Consider the following 15,906-nt stretch of genomic DNA (forward strand, 5'->3'; position numbering starts at 1 on the left):
CCATGGTTCAGGCGCGCGAACCCCTCTTACGAAAAACAGGCTAGCATACGGAAAATTTATGCGCAAGCGTTTTCGAACTTATGCTGCGTTTATGCCTTCACGCTTCTTCTGCCGCATCTCGCGGTTCGCCTCGCTCCAGGCGTTCGGGTTCTGCCGGTATTCGTCCGCATCGCGGTTGATGGTGTTGATCGCGTCGGCCATGCGGCGGAACGCATCCAGGAAGGGCTCCCGATTAGCGCATACCCCGATCACCTGCTTTTCGGTCGGGTGGGAGCTGACCAGGATATCCACCAGGCGGAGGTCTTTGCGGTCGATTTTCTCCAGCAGCTTGGCGAAACGATCTTCCTTGCTCCAGGCCTCCGGATCGCCGGTGCCGACGTTGGAATAGCGGGCAGCCTCGGTGACCGCGTAGAATGCGGCGCGCCAATCGGCGTAAATGCTGGCGTGCGTTTGCGAACCGTCGTCCAGAACGCCTTTTTCGATCAGCGATGCCAGGATGGACTGGTTCTTGAACCCGGCATGCGTGATGACCCCGTGCAGGATGCGTACCCAGGCGGTACCGGACTGGAAATAGCCGTCGGCGCGGGGAATGGCGATACCGTGCTGCTCAGGCCATCCACACGGCACGAAATCGTCGGCATGGCCCGGATGCCGGGCGGTGGCCGCTTGCCCCTGCTTCCGCATCAGCCGCTCGACGGACTGTTTCAGCTGCCTGTTCTCCGCCAACGTCAGCCGGAGCTGCTTCAGGAGGTCTTTCTTCTTGGCTTGCGTCCAATCATTCTCGGCTTCGGCGGGGGTGTCGGTCATGCGGGGGCTGGCTCAGGTGGGTTTGACCAGCCTTAGCAGTAAATTCCGCGTCAGGCAAGTGACGCTTTGGTGTAAGCGCGGCGTAAATGCACGGTCACGCAGGCCCTTGCGGGGAAAGGCGGCCGATGTGAACCGCTGCGCCCGTGCTGCCGGTGTTACAAAGCCACTACCGGCTTGGCCATGCGTCATTTGCCGTTGTCCTCCGGCGATAGCGATTCCCGCTCCGGCCACGGAAAGGGTTTGCCGTCACGCTGTACGATGCGCATTTCGTCTTTTCGGCCGGTGAATTCGGAATCGAAATTGCGGAAGATCAGGTCATCACCTCGAATTTCCAAGAGCCTCCAGCCGATCGCGCCACGGTTCGTGAGCATGTCACCCACCCGCGCCTCCGCCTTCGCCACGCTCTCCGGCGGCAGGTAGCACTTCACGCCTTCCGCCCGGGAGCGGATCGGGTCGCACAGGCGTTCCATCGTGAACGGCGAGCCTACCCGGTCCACGGTCTGGATGTCGTGATCGAGCAGCGCGGCCAGGGCGTGGTGGGGCTGGCGGTAGAGGAAACGCTCCGTCATGCCGCCCCCGCGAATCGTGCCTGCAGCTGCCGCTCGCGGGCGTCCATTGCCTCGAAGGCACTCAGCAGGGCCTGGAACAACGGCCAATCCTTCCGCTTGAATTCACCGAGCTGGGCTACGGTATCCTCCCTGGCCGCAACTGCTTTGCGGATATCGGCTTCTGTGTAATTCGCCTTGCCATCCCGCCAGGCGCCGATCCAGATGCTAAGGCCAACGCCCCGCTCCAACGCCATCTGCCCGATGGGGGAACGCATCAGCCGTTCGGCCAGCGCGGTGTTGGCGTGGCAGAAATACTCCTTCCGGTCCTGCGGGTTCGAGATGACAGTGCTGGACTGCCGCTCGGCCTTGAGGTGTTCCATGAAATGCGCGATGGTCGGTCGGGTCTTGCAGCTGAGCCGGACCTCTCGCCATGCTGCATCCAGAGCCTGCTCGCTGAATCTGCCCAAATCGTCGACGTAAGCCTTGATTTGGTCATCGCTCAGCATTCGCATCCCGAAATAGTTGACCATTGGATCGATGACAGCGCGTTTTACTTTGTCGTAGTTGATTTCCTTAGCTTGCATTGAAATTCTCCCTCATGCGTTTGTCCTGTGCTATTCGTTCCTCCCTCGCCGCCTTGGCGGAAAGGATGGCGTGCGTGAAATACCTGAAACTACCGATATCCCCTCCCTTGGCGGCGATGCGGTCATCCACCGAGGGGATGATGTCCTGCTCGACATCGCATCCGGCGTTGAGCCATTCATCGATTTCGGGTGATGCGCGTGCCGCGAGCTGCGGCAGGCGGCCGCAGATGTAATCCCTGACCCGCCGGTGGTCGGGGTGGTTCTGGGCTGGCATCATCCGCGGTGATTTCGGAGGCGGCGGATGGGTCTCCTCGCGTGTGCGCGCGTGCGCGCCGTTCGCGACGTTGATTCCTTTACTGGATTCATAATTCATGATTCCTATACCTACCATGCAACTGCCGTTATCTAACGGTGCTTTAACGGTTAGGGCACCGTTATTTTCCTCAAGATGCTGATAATGCACCGTGTTTTTTTCGGTCGCCTCGGGGAGGCTGCTTTCGCGCTCCGTTTTGTGGGGCGATTGGTGCTGGCGGAACTTGTTTATCCAAATGTAAAGCAACGCATCGTGCACATAGAAGGTTAGGAAGCCCAACCGTGCCAGTTCCGTTAGATAACGGTTAAGTAACGGGAGATCGATGTCGTCGTACGGGAAGATCTGCTTTCTCAGCTTCTTGGGACGGTATTCCAGCCGCCCTTCCTTGTCGGCCTCCGTCCACAACCCGATGAAAAGAAGCCTGGCGGCGAAGTCAAGTTCTGCCAAATGCTCGTTTTCGAAGAAGGACGGCTTGATGTTGCGTGCTCGTGCCATAATCCCTTACGCCCCCCTTATGCCGCCGGCAGCATGACCGGATTGCCGCTTGATGTCGCCTGGTATCTCCTGGAACCCCCGCCAGATGCGGGGTGACTGGCTCTCGCGCTGTTTCATGGTCATGTCCCGCCCGATGGCGGCGGGGTCATGCCTGCCCGCTTCAACTTCTCGTCGAATTCCCTCCGCAGCGCATCCAGCTGCTTATCGACCGCTTCACAGACCATCGCGGCTTGCGGGGATATCTTCGTTTCCTGGTAGCTCGCCGTTCCGAGCTTTTTCTTCTCCCGTACGATGATCCCCAGCTGCTCAATGGTTCGCATTGGCTGCCTCCTGCTCAATCTGACGGAGAAGGAGCGTTGAGAGGTAGTTGCTCGGCGAACGGTTCTCGCCCTGGGCCTTCTCCTCAATCCACTTTTGAATTTCCTCGGGAAGATAATAGGTTGCGTTGCTCTTCTTACTCATAGTGTACTATCCCTTAATTAGTGGTTGACTAATTGCATATATTAGATTACGTCTAAAGTCAAGAGCGGCGAGGTTGCCGCGATAATCATGGAGGGAACATGCAAAAATCACATCTCACGCTTGTCGTAAACCGCCTGCCGCGCGCCGAGCAGCTACCGCTCTGGCTTGCCGTGCCGTTCGGGACGCTCTCCCTAATGGCGTTCATGGGCCTGATGCTCTTCGGCGTCGCCCTGCTGCATTCGTTCGCCGGGTAGCGCCATGGAAGCGATCACCCCATCCGATGATCAGGCGAAAGCGATCCGGGCAATCGTTGATTGGTTCGGCGATGACAGCCGCGAGGAATTCTATCTGGCCGGTTTCGCCGGGGTCGGCAAGTCCACGATTGCCAACCTCGCCATCGAAGAGATCAAGGAGCAGCATAACGTCAGCAAGGTGCGAACCGCCGCATATACCGGCAAGGCCGCTTCCGTGCTCCGGAAGAAAGGCATCGAAGACGCCAGCACGATCCACAGCTTGATCTACACGCCGAAAGTGGATGAAGAGACCGGCGAGCTGAAATTCACCCTGTCGGAGGAGTCTGCGGCGGCGGAAGCAGACCTGATCGTGCTCGACGAATGCTCCATGATCGACGACCGCCTGGCCGACGACCTGCGTTCCTTCGGCAAGAAAATCCTCGTCATGGGCGATCCTGGGCAGCTGCCGCCGGTCAATGGCCAGGGCGCGTTCACCCGCAACGTGCCGGACGTCTTCCTGCATGAAATCCACCGCCAGAGCGCCGAAAGCCCGATCATCGAGCTGGCCACGCTGGCGCGCCAGGGGCTGCCCATCCCCCGGAACTACCGGAAGGGCGACGTGGAAGCCATGGTGTTGACCAAGGCGACGCAGGAGCTGATCTATCGGGAAACCACCCAGCCGATCTGCGGCCTGAACCGCGTCCGCTGGACCTATACCCAGCGGATGCGTGCCCGGAAGGGTTTCAGCGGCGAGCATCCTGTGGCAGGCGAGCGGATCATCTGCTGCCGGAACAATAACAAAAAGGGCTTGTTCAACGGCGGCATGGGGCAGTTGGTCACCCGGGGAGCGGACATCATCGGCGTGCGCGAGATCTATTCGCTCACCGTGGACATGGATGATCTGCACGGCACCACGGAGGATTTGCTGACCGACCCCTACCTCTTCGCCCACCACTTCAATGAGGGTAAGGCGCAGAAGATCCAGGGCGCGCGGCCGATGCTGAACGAGTTCGATTGGGGATACATCATCACCGCGCACAAGGCTCAGGGCAGTTCCTGGGACCACGTGACGGTGATAGATGACAGCGGGGCGTTTCGGGATAACCGCCGCAACTGGCTCTATACCGCCATCACACGGGCGGAGACTGGATTAACACTTTTGATGAGGGACTAACGATGACCACGCTAGCACTACCGACGATCGGGCATAATGCCCCACCAAGTGACGCCGAAATGCTCCGCGAATCGCTGCTCAGCGCGCACGAATCGCTGCTGACCAACGCCGAAAAGCTGGTCGAAAGCGTCGGCCGCATCCCCGAGCGATGCGAGGATGATTCTACCGCCGGAAAGATCGGCGATCTGATCAAGCTGCTGACCGGGCAGCGGAAGAACCTCGAATCCGCCCGTGTCGCCGAGAAGGAGCCGTTCCTGTCGCTCGGACGCGCGGTAGATGGGTTCTTCAAGGGCTACATCGACCAGCTGGATGCCGCCAAGACGAAAGCCCAGAAGCCGCTCGACGCCTACCTCAAGCTGAAAGCCGAGGAAGAGCGCCGCCGTCGTCTGGAAGAGGCGGAAGCCCTGCGTCTTCAGGCGGAGAAGGAAGCCGAAGCCGCCGCCGCCCTGGAAGCGGCCCAACTCCAGCCGCTCGCGGAATCCGCCCTGGATCAGGCCCAGGTGACCGAGCAGCAGGCCTTACGCGCCCACGCCTCCGCTGCAGCCAAGCCCGCCGGTATGGCCCAAGCTCGCGGCTCAAGCGGCAGCCTGGCCAGCCTCCGCACCCGCTGGGTGGGCGAGGTGACTGATCGCAACCAGCTCGATCTGGACGCCCTGCGGGCGCATATCCCGCTGGAAGCCCTGCAGAAGGCGGTCAACGCCTTCGTGGCGGCCGGTGGCCGGGAGCTGAAGGGTGCCAAGATCTTTGAGAAATCCGAAGCGGTGGTGAGGTAGGTAGTGCAGACGAGCAAAATTGAAACCGGAACACCCGAATGGCATGCCCAGCGTCGGACCGGGATCGGCGGGAGTGATTGCGCCGCCGTCCTCGGGCTCTCCAAATGGAAATCCCCGTATCAGCTCTACCTGGAGAAGATCGGCGAGGCCGAACCGGAAGACGAAACGTGGGAAATGATGCGGGGGAAGGCGATGGAGCCGCTGTTACGGCAGCATTACGCCGACACTACCGGGCAGGTCGTCATGCTACCTGATGGTGCAATTCGGAGCGATGCGTATCCTTTCATGATCTACAACCCGGACGGGTTGACCGAAGACCGACTGCAGGAGTTCAAAACGGCCGCGTACGGCAAGGAATGGGGTGAAGCAGGGAGTGACGAGATCCCGCATGAGTATCTCCTGCAGGTCCAGCACGGCATGATCGTGACGGGAAGGCAGGTCGCGGACGTCACCGTTTCGATCGCCTCCAACCGGCCGAAATACTTCGTTGTCCAGGCCGATCCCGAGTTGCAGGAGATCATCGTTGAGGCCGAGGCACAATTCTGGCGGATGGTGGAAGACCGCACCCCGCCCGAGCCCATCTCAAACGAAGATTGCGCCCGCATCTATAGGGCGGTGAGTCTGGGCGCGAGCACGTTAGCGACGGTAGATATCCAGGAGGCACTGGAGGAGCTGAAAGCACTGAAGGCTGTCGCGAAAAGGGTAGAAACCGAGGAGGAAGCGCTGCAAGTCAAAATCAAAGCCTATATGGGCGAATGCGAGTCGCTCGTGGACGAAGGTGGGAAGACCTTAGCGACATGGAAACTGGCGAAAGGTGCGGAGCGCATCGACGCCGCAAGCCTGAGGAAAGAGCAGCCTTCCATAGCTCAGCGATACACCGTTATCGGCGAGCCGAACCGGCGATTCCTGCTGAAATAATCAATAATCAATCAACTCAAAAAAGGAGAAACACCATGAACGATATATCAACCAAAGTGGCCCCCATGGAAAACAGCATGGTCGCGGCATCACCACGAAACGTGCAGAGCCAGACAGCCGGAACGCAAGCCCTCATGCAGCGAACGCTTGCAGAGGTACAGGTAGCCGTCATGATGGCAAGGCAATTCCCACGCGATAAGATCGAGGCGCGCGAAAAGCTGGTGCTGGATTGCAGCCGCGAAGGGTTGGCCAGCGTGGCGACCTACTCTTACGCCCGCGGGGGAACTGAGATAACAGGACCTTCCATCCGCCTGGCGGAAGCGGCGAAGAACGCATGGGGCAACCTGCAATCGGGCTGGCGGGAACTTTCCCGCTCGAAAGGTGCTGACGGCGTCGGTCAAAGCGAGGTGGAAGCGTTCGCCTGGGATGCGGAAAACAATACCCGCGAGAGCGTTACGTTCATCGTCAGGCATTGGCGGGATACGAAGGGTGGCGGCTATCCACTAAAGGAAGAACGCGACATCAAGGAACTGCTCGCCAACCAAGCCAAGCGCGTAGAGCGCGGATGCATCCTCAACAGCATCGACGGCGACATGATCGAAGCCGCCCTGGCCCAATGCAACGTCACGCTCACCACGAAGGTGACCGCCACGCCTGAACGCATCGCTTCCATGGTCGCCATGTTCAATGAACTGGGAGTCACGAAGGGTCAGATTGAGAAGCGGATTCAACGGCGCGTCGATGCCATCAACCCACCTCTGATCATCTCTCTGACGAAAATCTACAACAGCCTGAAGGACGGCATGAGCAAGGCTACCGATTGGTTCGAGCCGGAGGAATCGACCGAAGATGCGGCCAAGCCGGGTAGTCGTGCGGAAGCCATCAAGGAAAAGCTCAGGAAGGAAAAGCCAGCCGCGCAGGAAGGGAAGCCTGGTTACGACCCGGAAACCGGGGAAATCCCCGCTGAAGAGAAGCCCGAAACCCAGCAGGCCGGCACTCAGGCCGAAGTCAAGCCGAGCGTACCCTTCTCCGCCGCTCTGATCGGCATGAAACCGATGCCCGGGAACACCTCGCAGTTGGATCTGGACGGCTGGGCAGCCGCATGGGAGGCGATGTGCCTGGCGGCACCGGATGCGGACAAGCTGCAGCTCCTGCAGAAGAATAACGCCAAGCAGCTGGCTCAGCTGCAGTCGCTGCGGCCTGCCCAGCACCAGTGGTGCATGGAGGTTTATGCCTCCAGCCTGGAACGCCTAGGAGGAAAGCCGGCGGCGTGACGCAGGAGGAGAAAGACCGGAAGATGGGCGAGGTGGTGCGGCGCGCCATCTCCGCCTGCCTGGAGCATAACGCCTGCGGTGAATTGCTGCTGGGCCTTAACACGGATGGGTATGGCGTTGTGGAGGTGAAAATCCACATCTGCCCGTCCCGCCAGGAATCAGTTAAACATTAGGATTGAAGTGGAAAGACAGTATGGCACTACCGGGACATAATAGTAATCGCGCCGGGGGCGTTGCTGGTGAAAGGTTACGAAGCCTGATCGAACGAATCGAACGACTGGAAGAGGAGAAGGCGAGCATAGCGGCGGATATCCGGGATATCTATGCCGAGGCAAAGGGTAACGGGTTCGATCCGAAGACCATGCGCCACATCATAAAACTGAGGAAAATGGAGCATGCCGAACGGGAAGAGCATGAAGCCCTAATTGACATTTACAAGGCATCCCTCGGCATGCTGGATGGCACACCGCTCGGTGAGGCTGCTATCAAGCGATTGACCAAAGAAGCGATGGCGGAGGGCGAGAATCCTGGCGCCTTCCCTGATGCTTCAGAGCCGGAGCAAGCAGCGAACGCAGACCCACTTTCTGGTATCACGGTCCAGGAAGCCCGCGACATGGGACGCCAGGCGGCGCTGGAAGGCGAGCCCGTTACGAGCAACCCGTTCCCGGCCCGCGATCCGCGCCGATCGGCGTGGGATGAAGAGTGGTGCATGACCGCCGGGAGCGACGGCATGGAACTGCCGGAAGCGTGGCGACGCTCGCCGAAGAAAGGACATGGCGGTAGCGAAGGCGGCGCGACGGGAGAAGCCGCTTGAGCGGGCTTCAGGGCTTCCGGCCAGTGCGGGATATCACCGACTTCGCCGAGGTGCTCAAGCCGGAGGAGGCGGAGCCGCCGATCCTCTCTCCGGCAATCCGGCTGGCCGTGCGGCAATGGCTGGTCGAGCTGGCGGCGGAGGAGGAATTGGCTTCCTATGGCCTCAAGCCACGCCGCACGGCGATGCTCTCCGGGCCGCCCGGCTGCGGCAAGACGACGCTCGCCCACCATTTCTCGGCGAGGCTCGGCCTGCCACTGATTCTGGTCAACATGGCCTCCCTGATCACCAGCTTTCTCGGGGGGACCGGCCAGAACGTGAACAAGCTGTTCGACGCGGTGCGGGCGCAGAGTCAGGAGTGCATCCTGTTCCTGGATGAATTCGACTCGGTTGCGTCCAAAAGGGTCAGCGGAGCCCGGAACGCCGACAATGAGCGGAACAGCATCGTCATCTCGCTCCTGCAGAAGATCGATACCTTTCCGGGAATCATGATCGCCGCGACGAACCGGAGCGACGATATCGACCCCGCCATCTGGCGCCGATTCGGCATGCAGCTCGAAATCCTGGAGCCGGATGCTGACGCTCGGTTTGCGATCCTGACCCGATACCTGGCGCCTATGACCTTGCCAGAAGAGTCGATGGAACTGCTCACGGAAGTGACTGCCGGGGCATCGCCCGCCGTGCTGCGGCAGCTCATGGAGGGGCTGAAGCGGGATGTAATCCTTGCACCCCGTTATGGCCAGCCGGTAGAAGCGAAAGCGGTATTATCCCGCCTGGTCGCATCGGTAAGGCCCCACGCGGAAGCCGTGATGCCGCCGCTGTGGACGGAGACTTGGGCGATGGAATCGATCGCCAAGATGCCGTGGCCGCCGGTCGATGGACGAGAGGATTCGCCAGAAGCGAGCTGACGATGGATGTCGCGTGAGCGGGTGCTTTGCGGCCTGATCGGTCAGGACGGCATCCGCTACGCGGCCGTTTCCCAGCCTGGCACCAGCCGCTCAGCCTGGGCCTTGATCAGCCGGTATTGCCTGGCATCGATGACGACCAGCCGCACCGCCGGGTGGTACTTGGCCATCCGCTTGATCTTGGTGGCGCTCCGGGCGTCCATCCAGCCCTTCACCTCGTGGTAGGCTTCTTCGCCGTTCCGCTCGATCACCAGAAAGTCAGGCAGGTAGCTCACGCAGCCGCGTTTGATGCCTGGGAACCAGAACGTGCAGGGCTCGTGCTTCCAGTCCCGGATCTCGCCTAGCGACTTCAGCCATTCCAGGTACCGGGCATAGTTGCTCTCCCACGCACTGCGGTAGTAATTCCGCTTTCCGCCGATTTCGCGCCACCCGGCCTTCCAGCGGGTTTGCGGCTGGCTGCCGTCGATTACACTCTGCTTATTCACCATCCCTGCCTTCCACATTGCCTACTGATCCATCCCTCGCTCTACTGGCCGCTCCCTTTGCATGAATGGTGGCGCGGCGGGAAACTCGGCTTACCGCTGAGCATGCCGCGCCGTATTTCATCCGTCGGTCTTCGGTTGGTGACGATTCGCCGCTCGTGCCGCGGCGGCGATATTCGGCTCCTTCCGGTACGACCGCTTGACCAGCGCCTTCTCGGCATCGGTGAGGCACGGCCCGCTCATTACTTAACCCCCGGTTCGTCGTACCAGATGTCGAGGACTTCTTGCGGCGCCGCGCTATAACCGGGTTCTATCAAAAGCACGCGAGTAGTTGGGCCGGTCTTGGCTTCGATCTCCCGCCGCAACCGCTTCTTCTCTTGCTTCGTCATAGGCCCGCGCGACCGATTCACGCGGCGGGCTTCCAGCGTTCGCTGTAGAGCAGCGGCGGGATGTCCTGCTTGGCCGCCTCGGCGTTCGCCATCTGCATGATGTCGTCCAGGTGCCGCACCCTCCCCTGGTACCGCATGGTGTCGCGGTCGAAATCGCGGAGCATCGATTCGGCGAAGACCAGCGGGTTTACCCGCATCGCGGTAGGCTTCCCTTCGACGGGAGACTGCTTCCCACGGTCCGGCTTGTAGGGCTTCGGATCGGTCAGCCCGGCAGACGCCAGGATGGCGGAAACGGTCGCCTCCGAACGGCGGAAGGTATCGGCGATCTGCTTGCCGGTCAGCCGCATGTATTGCCGCTTGAACGCGATGATCCGCGCTCGTTCCGCATCGTCGCAGGGAAGCCCGTTCATAAGGCGACGGACGGTACAGCGGCTTCGCTGCCATTTACACGCTGAGCACGCGAGCGGTTCACGATTTCTCGCCGCAGCTGCGCTTCGGCTTCCAGACGCTCTGCATCCGGCAAAGCACGGATACGGTCGGCTACTTCGGGAGGAGCTTCAGAAACGGGCCAGTGGTCGTTGGTGGGCTGGGACATGCGGGGCCTCGAATGGCGGGTTTGATCGACATTAAGGCGGCATGCGGAATTGTCAAGCGGGATATAAGGGGAGCGTCAAGGCTCCTGTTTTGGACGCTTCTTCTGTCTAGCGATCTTGCTCTCCATGTGGGCTATCCTGCCGTGCCATCCGAATGCTCTTGCTGATAATTCGCGGTTGTTTCCAACACCGGTCATGTTATACATGTGAGCCTTGAGGGCGAACGCTTTAATGACGCGACTTTCAAACTCCGTCGCGCATTCCGCAGGAACGACAAGCAAGGGCTTGAACTCAAAAGATGCCAGTCCAAAGAGCCAGAAATCAACCTGAATCAAGCTGTTAGGGTGGCCATTCAACATTAACGACTGAAAGTGACCGATGATCCGCTTGTCGAGATCTTTGGCCTTTCCGATATACACTCGCTTCGACTTACGACACGTCATTTTGTAGATCGTGATCGAGTTGGCTGGCGGCCTATGTCGCACATCCGGGCTGACGTTATTTCGCCCCACACTTCTTCTCCGATTGTTCCTTGGCCTTCCTTACCAGCTGTGATAACAACTTGCTGGCCGAGCGATCTTGCCGAGCCGCCTCCTCATCTAGCCATTGCATTAGCTCTACCGGCAGATAGAACCCTCTGACTTTTCCTTGCTTTTCTACCTTCATTCTTTCATCTCCTGAAAGCTGTTGACATTTGCTATCATATGCAGTAATTCTTATATCGTCAAGCCGATAGAAGCGGCTTCGCAGTTACTACCAACCAACAAAAGGAATACTACAATGGCACTTCGCATAATCAAACTGGCGCGCGGCTCTTCGGCCAACCCCAACCCCACCATCACCGTGACGCAAGGCGGCGATCTTCGCATCAACAAGGCCGCGCAGGACGAACTCGGTTTGGCAGCCGGCCAGCACCTTCAGTTCCTGGATGACCCCGAACGCGCCAACACGCTCTTCCTCAAGCAGGCCGACGCAGGAGAGCAAGATACGCGTGTACTGAAAGGCGATAAGGACGGCAAAGGCACTTCCCTGACGGTTTCCGCGACCTCGGCCACCAGAAGCCTGAAGATTAAGCCCGGCCGCTATTCCATCCAGCTGGACGAAGAAACTGGTCTTCCGGCGTTCGAGTTCGTGCAGGCCGAAGTGGCGAACGAGAACGAGCGCGTGTCCAAACCTCGCGCCGCCAAGAAGGCCAGCTAACCGGAGCACGGCGGGTTCGGTCGGTGATCGACCCGCCCCACACCGAGGAAAGGAATCCACCATGGCCATCATCCCAATTCAACAGCCAGAATCCCGCGAAGAGAAGCGCGCCCGGCTGGAACTCTTCTGCCAGGAGGTGCTGGCACCGCTGGTGAAGCCCGGGATCGACCGCACCAGCGACAGCCTGGTGCAGCACCACGGGAGGCGGCCATGAGGCTCAATGAGGCCATGGAGCGGCTGAAGAAGCACGTAGCGCAGGACGAGTTGCTGTACAGCCACGAGAAAACGCTGATCTGCCAGGTGATCGATAATTTCCAGGCGGAGGAAGAACGGAAAATCCATGAAACGTACGAGGCCAAAAAGCTGCTGCTTCGAAAGAACGACAAGCAGGCCGCCGTGCGGAAGTTATTTCGAGCGAAACCATTAAACCTGAAGGAATTGGGCGATGACAAAGAGTAAGAAACCCCAGCCGAAGCGTCGCCCGGCGACCAAAGGCTGCCACATGGACGGTGACAAACCGTTCTGGTCGGCTCTGATCCTCTCCGTCGTCGCCGCCTGCGGCATCGCGTACAGCGTCCAGAGCCAGCCCATCGATGCGGCTCGGTCGGCAAGCTGGGTGATTACCGCCGAGGACAAGGCCACGCTGGAACGGGCGAACCGTTCCGCTGCGGTGGAAGCGCAAGAGCTGGTGAGCAAGCCGGTCATCCTTCAGGCGCCGAAAAAGCCGGAAGCTCCGAAGGAGGCGAAGAAGCAGGTGGCGAAGCTGGACGCGAAACAGGCGGCGAAGGAGGAAGCCAGGCAGAAGCGTGAGGCGGAGAAGCGAGTGCTTTATGACCTCGCCTACCGCGCCTCGATCCAGGAAGGCGTTGACCCCTACCTCTACATCGGCCTGCTGAAGTCGGAGAACTCGTTCAAGACCAGCATGGACGTGAGCAGCGCAGGGGCTATCGGCCCGGCCCAGCTCCTGGCGAGCACGGCGGCGGAGATGGGGCTGAACCCCTGGAACCTGGAGCAGAACGTCACCGGCGGCGCGCGGTATCTCAAGCGGAAGCTCGACTCGCTGGGGCAGGAAGCGCTCGCCATCGCCAGCTACAACATGGGCGAGGGGGCGCTGAAAGGCTGGATGAGGAAAGGCGGTCACCCGGAGCGGCTTCCGGCTGAGACGAAAACCTATGTGATGAAAGTCCAGATGAACGCTGCCTACGAGCGGCATCAGGGCACGCTGAAACAATACGCGGCGATGGAGTAAGGAGGATGACTCAGGAGGCAATCGTAGACGAAATGCACCGTGCCAGCCGGTCGGTGCTGCCGGCAACCGGCGGGCAGGAAACGGTGGTGCCGCAGGACTTCGCGGCCTGGCTGAACGGCAAGCTCACGGAATGGTGCCGGGCACGCGGCTACTCGCCGGTGCACCAGGGCGACCTGTTCAAGATCGTGGATGAGGCGAAGAGATTTGCCACCTCGGCTGTGATTGCAGATAGACCGCAGACCTGGGAATGCTTCTGCGACATCGCCTATTACGATCAGTGGGCCGTGCGTCCGGTGGGGGAGAACCGCTGGGGGTATTGCTTCCACGTGCCTAGCCGGAAGGAAGCGGAGGCGCTGCGGGATTTGCTCCAGGGCACCGCGTCACCCTTTTCGGCTATCGACGCCCAGGAGGGCGCATGACCGAACTGGAACGCGCCATGGCCGCGATGGAAGCAGCCATGGAGAAACACGACTACCACCACGCCGATGACATCGCATTGCGAATCGCCAAACTGAAGAAGGAGCAGACCATGAAAGTAGAAGACATTTCCCCCGCCTCGCAGACGCTCTGTGCCGTGGTTTCTCTGCGGCAGCTCCAGGCAGCATGCATCGCCATCACGGATCTAGACCCTGGCCTGATCGACCAGGTGGCCATCAGCGGCGAGCGTGGGCCAGTCGATCCGCTGACTTTTCTCTCAAAGCTGGGAAGAGACGTATTTTGCGCCGTCGACCGCCTGGAGCGGTACCGCGCTGAGCAGCAGCGGCAGATGGAATGCCGTGGCACCGTTGAGGTGAAGCCTTCCCTGAGCGATGCGCAGGCATGGCCTGACCCTGCGGTATGGCCGGAGCCAGCCGCATGACGCAGGAGTACCCCTTGCAATGGCCGACGAGCTGGCCGCGTACGCCACGCCCAGCCAAGAGCCAGTTCAAAACAAGTCTTTCCGCAGCGATCGACAACGTGCTCGGTTCGCTCCGCCTGTTTGGCGCTGACAGCGGGCGCAAGGTTGAAAAGGTCGTGGTGTCGAGCAACGTGTCCCTGATGGACCGGAACCCGAAGGATTCGGGCGTTGCGGTCTATTTCACCTGGGACGGCATCGCCACCTGCATTGCCGTCGATCGCTACCTCAAGCTCGAGGAAAACCTGCAGGCGATCCATCACGTCATCGAAGCGGAACGGACGAAACTCCGGCACGGTGGCCTGAACCTGGTGCGTGCCTCCTTCCGCGGCTATGCCGCCTTGCCTTCGCCGTTGGCTTTCCCAGACTCGCCGTGGGAAGTGCTGGGCATCCAGCCGGGCGTATCGCGCGAGGAAATCGAGCGGGCGTTCCGTGAAAAGGCGAAATCGGCTCATCCTGACGCCGGAGGCGATCCTGACGCGATGGCACGCCTCAACGATGCCAGGGCGGCGGCTTTGCGGGGTGCTGCGTGACCGGGAATGGGCAGATTTCCGAGCTGGAGGCGGCGCACAACGCCATCCGCGACCTGTCGGAGCGGCTACGGCTTGCCCGGGAAGGGCTGATGCTCTGGCGACACGGCTACCCGATGGGGGAAGCCGGCCGGAAGGCGCTCGACGCCACTGATTTAACCAAGCCACTCAAGGAGGAGCCATGACCTATTTCCGCTTTGCCTGCGCCCTGTCCTTCGCCTGCTGGATTTTGCTGTTCGGGTATCCGTCATGAGTGAGTTAGCGGATATTGCGCTGGCCTTTGCCAAGGAGGTGATGGGCTGGGAGAACTGCCGAGAGGCTACGCTGTATCAGGACGCCGTATGCGGGCACAACCCGGCCTGCAATGAGGGGCAGATTTTCTCTTATGGAAAGCTCGATTCAGTAATGGCTGCGGTGCGGGAGTGGTGCGACGATGCCGAGCAAGGGCTTACCATCGCCTACTATGCGGGGTTGCCGAACGCTCCGTGGCGGGTGGTGATTCCTTGGGAAGCAGAGGTAATGCACGATAACCTCTGCCAAGCCCTCATGGCCGCCTGTCTGGAAGCGAAGCGGAAGCTATGAACTGGGCGGAGCAAATCGCCAAAGGCAGGGAAACGCCGCACCATCTGGCCTACTGGCTGCCGGGGGCGACGTTCCTCTCCGCGTGGATTGCCGCGCTGGTTTGGGCGCTTCAGGACAAAGAACCGCCGGGGCGGGAGCGGTAGCCATGCAGCACAAAGCACGAAGGCGAAAGCGATTCTTCAGCAACCAGAAAGGCCGGTGCGGCTACTGCGAGGATGGGATGCGGTTTCCGGAGAGTGGCAAACCTCATCCGCTCGATGCGACGTTCGACCACCTGATTCCCCGTGCCCGGTGGCAAGGGGATAAAGGCAGCCGTTCACGCAACAGCAACCTGGTGCTCTGCTGTCGCGATTGCAACGAAGCGAAGGCCAACATGACTCCGCGTGAGTTCCTTCGGGCGATCTGGCTGCTGGGCCAGCTGCCTGATTTTGAGATGATGATGCTCCCCTCGCCGCCCGACGGCATCCCGATATGCCTGCCTGGCCAGCCGACTGCCTGGCTGGATGGCGCGGCGGAAATGCCGCCCCAAGAGGTCATGGCCAGCGTTTCTTCCACCGTGGCATAAAGACAGGCGGCTCGGGGGATTCCGCCGTAACATTTCGCCGTATGCGTAGGGTGTATAAGGAAGCCAATTCTTGCTCCAAACCGGCTCGGCGCTATGATGCGGGTGACGCTCAACCGTGAGGCTG

General features: G+C 60.5%; 28 protein-coding genes. 18 read left to right on the forward strand and 10 right to left on the reverse strand.

Features of this window, described 5'->3' with window-relative positions; translation table 11 throughout:
- Positions 1-78 precede the first annotated feature (78 nt).
- The 6 genes from ElP_RS13775 to ElP_RS38015 all read right to left on the reverse strand — a co-directional run bounded on the left by ElP_RS13775 (position 79) and on the right by ElP_RS38015 (position 3,209).
- The gene (locus ElP_RS13775) at positions 79-807 is read right to left on the reverse strand and encodes a hypothetical protein (RefSeq protein ID WP_145270172.1); all 729 of its coding nucleotides are present in this window, start codon (positions 805-807) and stop codon (positions 79-81) included.
- A 185-nt stretch (positions 808-992) separates the two neighbouring features.
- On the reverse strand, positions 993-1,376 hold the full coding sequence (locus ElP_RS13780) for a hypothetical protein (RefSeq protein ID WP_145270174.1): 384 nt from the start codon (positions 1,374-1,376) through the stop codon (positions 993-995).
- Positions 1,373-1,939, reverse strand: a complete 567-nt coding sequence (locus tag ElP_RS13785) for a hypothetical protein (protein ID WP_145270176.1) — start codon at positions 1,937-1,939, stop codon at positions 1,373-1,375. Before ElP_RS13785 ends, ElP_RS13780 begins: the two co-directional genes overlap by 4 nt.
- Positions 1,929-2,747: a hypothetical protein gene (locus ElP_RS13790; RefSeq protein WP_145270178.1), complete on the reverse strand. Its 819-nt coding sequence runs from the start codon at positions 2,745-2,747 to the stop codon at positions 1,929-1,931. Before ElP_RS13790 ends, ElP_RS13785 begins: the two co-directional genes overlap by 11 nt.
- A 119-nt stretch (positions 2,748-2,866) precedes the next feature.
- Positions 2,867-3,067 (reverse strand): hypothetical protein, encoded by a 201-nt coding sequence (locus ElP_RS13795; RefSeq protein ID WP_145270179.1) that lies wholly within the window; start codon positions 3,065-3,067, stop codon positions 2,867-2,869.
- Positions 3,054-3,209: a hypothetical protein gene (locus tag ElP_RS38015; RefSeq protein ID WP_197446969.1), complete on the reverse strand. Its 156-nt coding sequence runs from the start codon at positions 3,207-3,209 to the stop codon at positions 3,054-3,056. Before ElP_RS38015 ends, ElP_RS13795 begins: the two co-directional genes overlap by 14 nt.
- Before the next feature lie 98 nt (positions 3,210-3,307).
- Between ElP_RS38015 and ElP_RS38020 the strand changes: the two genes are divergently transcribed.
- From ElP_RS38020 to ElP_RS13825, 8 genes are read left to right on the forward strand one after another with little or no spacing between them, the layout of a single operon-like run.
- Entirely contained in the window at positions 3,308-3,463 is a 156-nt protein-coding gene (locus ElP_RS38020; protein ID WP_197446970.1) for a hypothetical protein, read from the forward strand.
- A gap of 4 nt (positions 3,464-3,467) precedes the next feature.
- A complete protein-coding gene (locus tag ElP_RS13800) occupies positions 3,468-4,616 on the forward strand; it encodes an ATP-dependent DNA helicase (RefSeq protein WP_145270181.1) in 1,149 nt (382 codons plus the stop codon).
- A 2-nt stretch (positions 4,617-4,618) separates the two neighbouring features.
- Positions 4,619-5,389, forward strand: coding sequence for a hypothetical protein (locus ElP_RS13805; protein ID WP_145270183.1), 771 nt, complete (start codon positions 4,619-4,621; stop codon positions 5,387-5,389).
- Between the two features lie 3 nt (positions 5,390-5,392).
- Positions 5,393-6,307 carry a YqaJ viral recombinase family nuclease gene (locus tag ElP_RS13810; protein WP_145270185.1) on the forward strand — a complete coding sequence of 305 codons (915 nt, stop codon included), beginning with the start codon at positions 5,393-5,395 and terminating at the stop codon, positions 6,305-6,307.
- 35 nt (positions 6,308-6,342) lie between these two features.
- On the forward strand, positions 6,343-7,581 hold the full coding sequence (locus tag ElP_RS38025; RefSeq protein WP_197446971.1) for a hypothetical protein: 1,239 nt from the start codon (positions 6,343-6,345) through the stop codon (positions 7,579-7,581).
- A complete protein-coding gene (locus tag ElP_RS38030; RefSeq protein WP_197446972.1) occupies positions 7,578-7,754 on the forward strand; it encodes a hypothetical protein in 177 nt (58 codons plus the stop codon). The genes ElP_RS38025 and ElP_RS38030 overlap by 4 nt, the downstream gene beginning before the upstream one ends.
- A 20-nt stretch (positions 7,755-7,774) precedes the next feature.
- The gene (locus tag ElP_RS13820; RefSeq protein WP_145270187.1) at positions 7,775-8,395 is read left to right on the forward strand and encodes a DUF2312 domain-containing protein; all 621 of its coding nucleotides are present in this window, start codon (positions 7,775-7,777) and stop codon (positions 8,393-8,395) included.
- Positions 8,392-9,300 (forward strand): AAA family ATPase, encoded by a 909-nt coding sequence (locus ElP_RS13825; protein WP_197446973.1) that lies wholly within the window; start codon positions 8,392-8,394, stop codon positions 9,298-9,300. Before ElP_RS13820 ends, ElP_RS13825 begins: the two co-directional genes overlap by 4 nt.
- 56 nt (positions 9,301-9,356) lie before the next feature.
- Here the strand turns inward: ElP_RS13825 and ElP_RS13830 are convergent, their stop codons facing one another.
- The 4 genes from ElP_RS13830 to ElP_RS13845 all read right to left on the reverse strand — a co-directional run bounded on the left by ElP_RS13830 (position 9,357) and on the right by ElP_RS13845 (position 11,273).
- Positions 9,357-9,785: a PDDEXK family nuclease gene (locus ElP_RS13830; RefSeq protein WP_145270189.1), complete on the reverse strand. Its 429-nt coding sequence runs from the start codon at positions 9,783-9,785 to the stop codon at positions 9,357-9,359.
- Between the two features lie 400 nt (positions 9,786-10,185).
- The gene (locus ElP_RS13835; protein WP_145270191.1) at positions 10,186-10,515 is read right to left on the reverse strand and encodes a hypothetical protein; all 330 of its coding nucleotides are present in this window, start codon (positions 10,513-10,515) and stop codon (positions 10,186-10,188) included.
- 59 nt (positions 10,516-10,574) lie between these two features.
- The gene (locus ElP_RS13840; protein WP_145270193.1) at positions 10,575-10,763 is read right to left on the reverse strand and encodes a hypothetical protein; all 189 of its coding nucleotides are present in this window, start codon (positions 10,761-10,763) and stop codon (positions 10,575-10,577) included.
- 75 nt (positions 10,764-10,838) lie between these two features.
- Complete coding sequence (locus tag ElP_RS13845; RefSeq protein WP_145270195.1) at positions 10,839-11,273, reverse strand: GIY-YIG nuclease family protein; 435 nt, start codon at positions 11,271-11,273, stop codon at positions 10,839-10,841.
- 268 nt (positions 11,274-11,541) lie between these two features.
- Between ElP_RS13845 and ElP_RS13850 the strand changes: the two genes are divergently transcribed.
- From ElP_RS13850 to ElP_RS13890, 10 genes are all read left to right on the forward strand, one after another.
- Positions 11,542-11,961, forward strand: a complete 420-nt coding sequence (locus ElP_RS13850) for a hypothetical protein (RefSeq protein WP_145270197.1) — start codon at positions 11,542-11,544, stop codon at positions 11,959-11,961.
- Between the two features lie 61 nt (positions 11,962-12,022).
- Positions 12,023-12,175, forward strand: a complete 153-nt coding sequence (locus ElP_RS38035; protein ID WP_197446974.1) for a hypothetical protein — start codon at positions 12,023-12,025, stop codon at positions 12,173-12,175.
- A complete protein-coding gene (locus ElP_RS13855; RefSeq protein WP_145270199.1) occupies positions 12,172-12,420 on the forward strand; it encodes a hypothetical protein in 249 nt (82 codons plus the stop codon). Before ElP_RS38035 ends, ElP_RS13855 begins: the two co-directional genes overlap by 4 nt.
- Positions 12,407-13,210, forward strand: a complete 804-nt coding sequence (locus tag ElP_RS13860; RefSeq protein WP_145270200.1) for a lytic transglycosylase domain-containing protein — start codon at positions 12,407-12,409, stop codon at positions 13,208-13,210. The genes ElP_RS13855 and ElP_RS13860 overlap by 14 nt, the downstream gene beginning before the upstream one ends.
- A 5-nt stretch (positions 13,211-13,215) precedes the next feature.
- Positions 13,216-13,629 carry a hypothetical protein gene (locus tag ElP_RS13865; protein ID WP_145270202.1) on the forward strand — a complete coding sequence of 138 codons (414 nt, stop codon included), beginning with the start codon at positions 13,216-13,218 and terminating at the stop codon, positions 13,627-13,629.
- Positions 13,626-14,069, forward strand: a complete 444-nt coding sequence (locus ElP_RS13870) for a hypothetical protein (RefSeq protein ID WP_145270204.1) — start codon at positions 13,626-13,628, stop codon at positions 14,067-14,069. Before ElP_RS13865 ends, ElP_RS13870 begins: the two co-directional genes overlap by 4 nt.
- Positions 14,066-14,638: a J domain-containing protein gene (locus ElP_RS13875; RefSeq protein WP_145270207.1), complete on the forward strand. Its 573-nt coding sequence runs from the start codon at positions 14,066-14,068 to the stop codon at positions 14,636-14,638. Before ElP_RS13870 ends, ElP_RS13875 begins: the two co-directional genes overlap by 4 nt.
- Complete coding sequence (locus tag ElP_RS13880) at positions 14,635-14,820, forward strand: hypothetical protein (RefSeq protein ID WP_145270209.1); 186 nt, start codon at positions 14,635-14,637, stop codon at positions 14,818-14,820. Before ElP_RS13875 ends, ElP_RS13880 begins: the two co-directional genes overlap by 4 nt.
- Positions 14,821-14,884: 64 nt before the next feature.
- Positions 14,885-15,217 (forward strand): hypothetical protein, encoded by a 333-nt coding sequence (locus ElP_RS13885; RefSeq protein ID WP_145270211.1) that lies wholly within the window; start codon positions 14,885-14,887, stop codon positions 15,215-15,217.
- Between the two features lie 145 nt (positions 15,218-15,362).
- Complete coding sequence (locus ElP_RS13890; protein ID WP_145270213.1) at positions 15,363-15,782, forward strand: HNH endonuclease; 420 nt, start codon at positions 15,363-15,365, stop codon at positions 15,780-15,782.
- Positions 15,783-15,906 lie beyond the last annotated feature (124 nt).

Origin of the sequence: Tautonia plasticadhaerens (genome assembly GCF_007752535.1) — a bacterium.
Classification (GTDB): Bacteria; Planctomycetota; Planctomycetia; order Isosphaerales; family Isosphaeraceae; genus Tautonia; species Tautonia plasticadhaerens.

Excerpts from the sequence above, each read along its gene's own strand:
- ElP_RS13835 (WP_145270191.1), bottom strand. The coding sequence starts at position 10,515 with ATGCGGCTGACCGGCAAGCAGATCGCCGATACCTTCCGCCGTTCGGAG.
- ElP_RS38020 (WP_197446970.1), top strand. The coding sequence starts at position 3,308 with ATGCAAAAATCACATCTCACGCTTGTCGTAAACCGCCTGCCGCGCGCC.
- ElP_RS13865 (WP_145270202.1), top strand. The coding sequence starts at position 13,216 with ATGACTCAGGAGGCAATCGTAGACGAAATGCACCGTGCCAGCCGGTCG.
- ElP_RS13800 (WP_145270181.1), top strand. The coding sequence starts at position 3,468 with ATGGAAGCGATCACCCCATCCGATGATCAGGCGAAAGCGATCCGGGCA.
- ElP_RS13830 (WP_145270189.1), bottom strand. The coding sequence starts at position 9,785 with ATGGTGAATAAGCAGAGTGTAATCGACGGCAGCCAGCCGCAAACCCGC.
- ElP_RS13785 (WP_145270176.1), bottom strand. The coding sequence starts at position 1,939 with ATGCAAGCTAAGGAAATCAACTACGACAAAGTAAAACGCGCTGTCATC.
- ElP_RS13870 (WP_145270204.1), top strand. The coding sequence starts at position 13,626 with ATGACCGAACTGGAACGCGCCATGGCCGCGATGGAAGCAGCCATGGAG.
- ElP_RS13885 (WP_145270211.1), top strand. The coding sequence starts at position 14,885 with ATGAGTGAGTTAGCGGATATTGCGCTGGCCTTTGCCAAGGAGGTGATG.
- ElP_RS38015 (WP_197446969.1), bottom strand. The coding sequence starts at position 3,209 with ATGAGTAAGAAGAGCAACGCAACCTATTATCTTCCCGAGGAAATTCAA.
- ElP_RS38025 (WP_197446971.1), top strand. The coding sequence starts at position 6,343 with ATGAACGATATATCAACCAAAGTGGCCCCCATGGAAAACAGCATGGTC.
- ElP_RS13820 (WP_145270187.1), top strand. The coding sequence starts at position 7,775 with ATGGCACTACCGGGACATAATAGTAATCGCGCCGGGGGCGTTGCTGGT.
- ElP_RS13795 (WP_145270179.1), bottom strand. The coding sequence starts at position 3,067 with ATGCGAACCATTGAGCAGCTGGGGATCATCGTACGGGAGAAGAAAAAG.
- ElP_RS13775 (WP_145270172.1), bottom strand. The coding sequence starts at position 807 with ATGACCGACACCCCCGCCGAAGCCGAGAATGATTGGACGCAAGCCAAG.
- ElP_RS13875 (WP_145270207.1), top strand. The coding sequence starts at position 14,066 with ATGACGCAGGAGTACCCCTTGCAATGGCCGACGAGCTGGCCGCGTACG.
- ElP_RS38035 (WP_197446974.1), top strand. The coding sequence starts at position 12,023 with ATGGCCATCATCCCAATTCAACAGCCAGAATCCCGCGAAGAGAAGCGC.
- ElP_RS13780 (WP_145270174.1), bottom strand. The coding sequence starts at position 1,376 with ATGACGGAGCGTTTCCTCTACCGCCAGCCCCACCACGCCCTGGCCGCG.
- ElP_RS13890 (WP_145270213.1), top strand. The coding sequence starts at position 15,363 with ATGCAGCACAAAGCACGAAGGCGAAAGCGATTCTTCAGCAACCAGAAA.
- ElP_RS13860 (WP_145270200.1), top strand. The coding sequence starts at position 12,407 with ATGACAAAGAGTAAGAAACCCCAGCCGAAGCGTCGCCCGGCGACCAAA.
- ElP_RS13840 (WP_145270193.1), bottom strand. The coding sequence starts at position 10,763 with ATGTCCCAGCCCACCAACGACCACTGGCCCGTTTCTGAAGCTCCTCCC.
- ElP_RS13805 (WP_145270183.1), top strand. The coding sequence starts at position 4,619 with ATGACCACGCTAGCACTACCGACGATCGGGCATAATGCCCCACCAAGT.
- ElP_RS13850 (WP_145270197.1), top strand. The coding sequence starts at position 11,542 with ATGGCACTTCGCATAATCAAACTGGCGCGCGGCTCTTCGGCCAACCCC.
- ElP_RS13790 (WP_145270178.1), bottom strand. The coding sequence starts at position 2,747 with ATGGCACGAGCACGCAACATCAAGCCGTCCTTCTTCGAAAACGAGCAT.
- ElP_RS13855 (WP_145270199.1), top strand. The coding sequence starts at position 12,172 with ATGAGGCTCAATGAGGCCATGGAGCGGCTGAAGAAGCACGTAGCGCAG.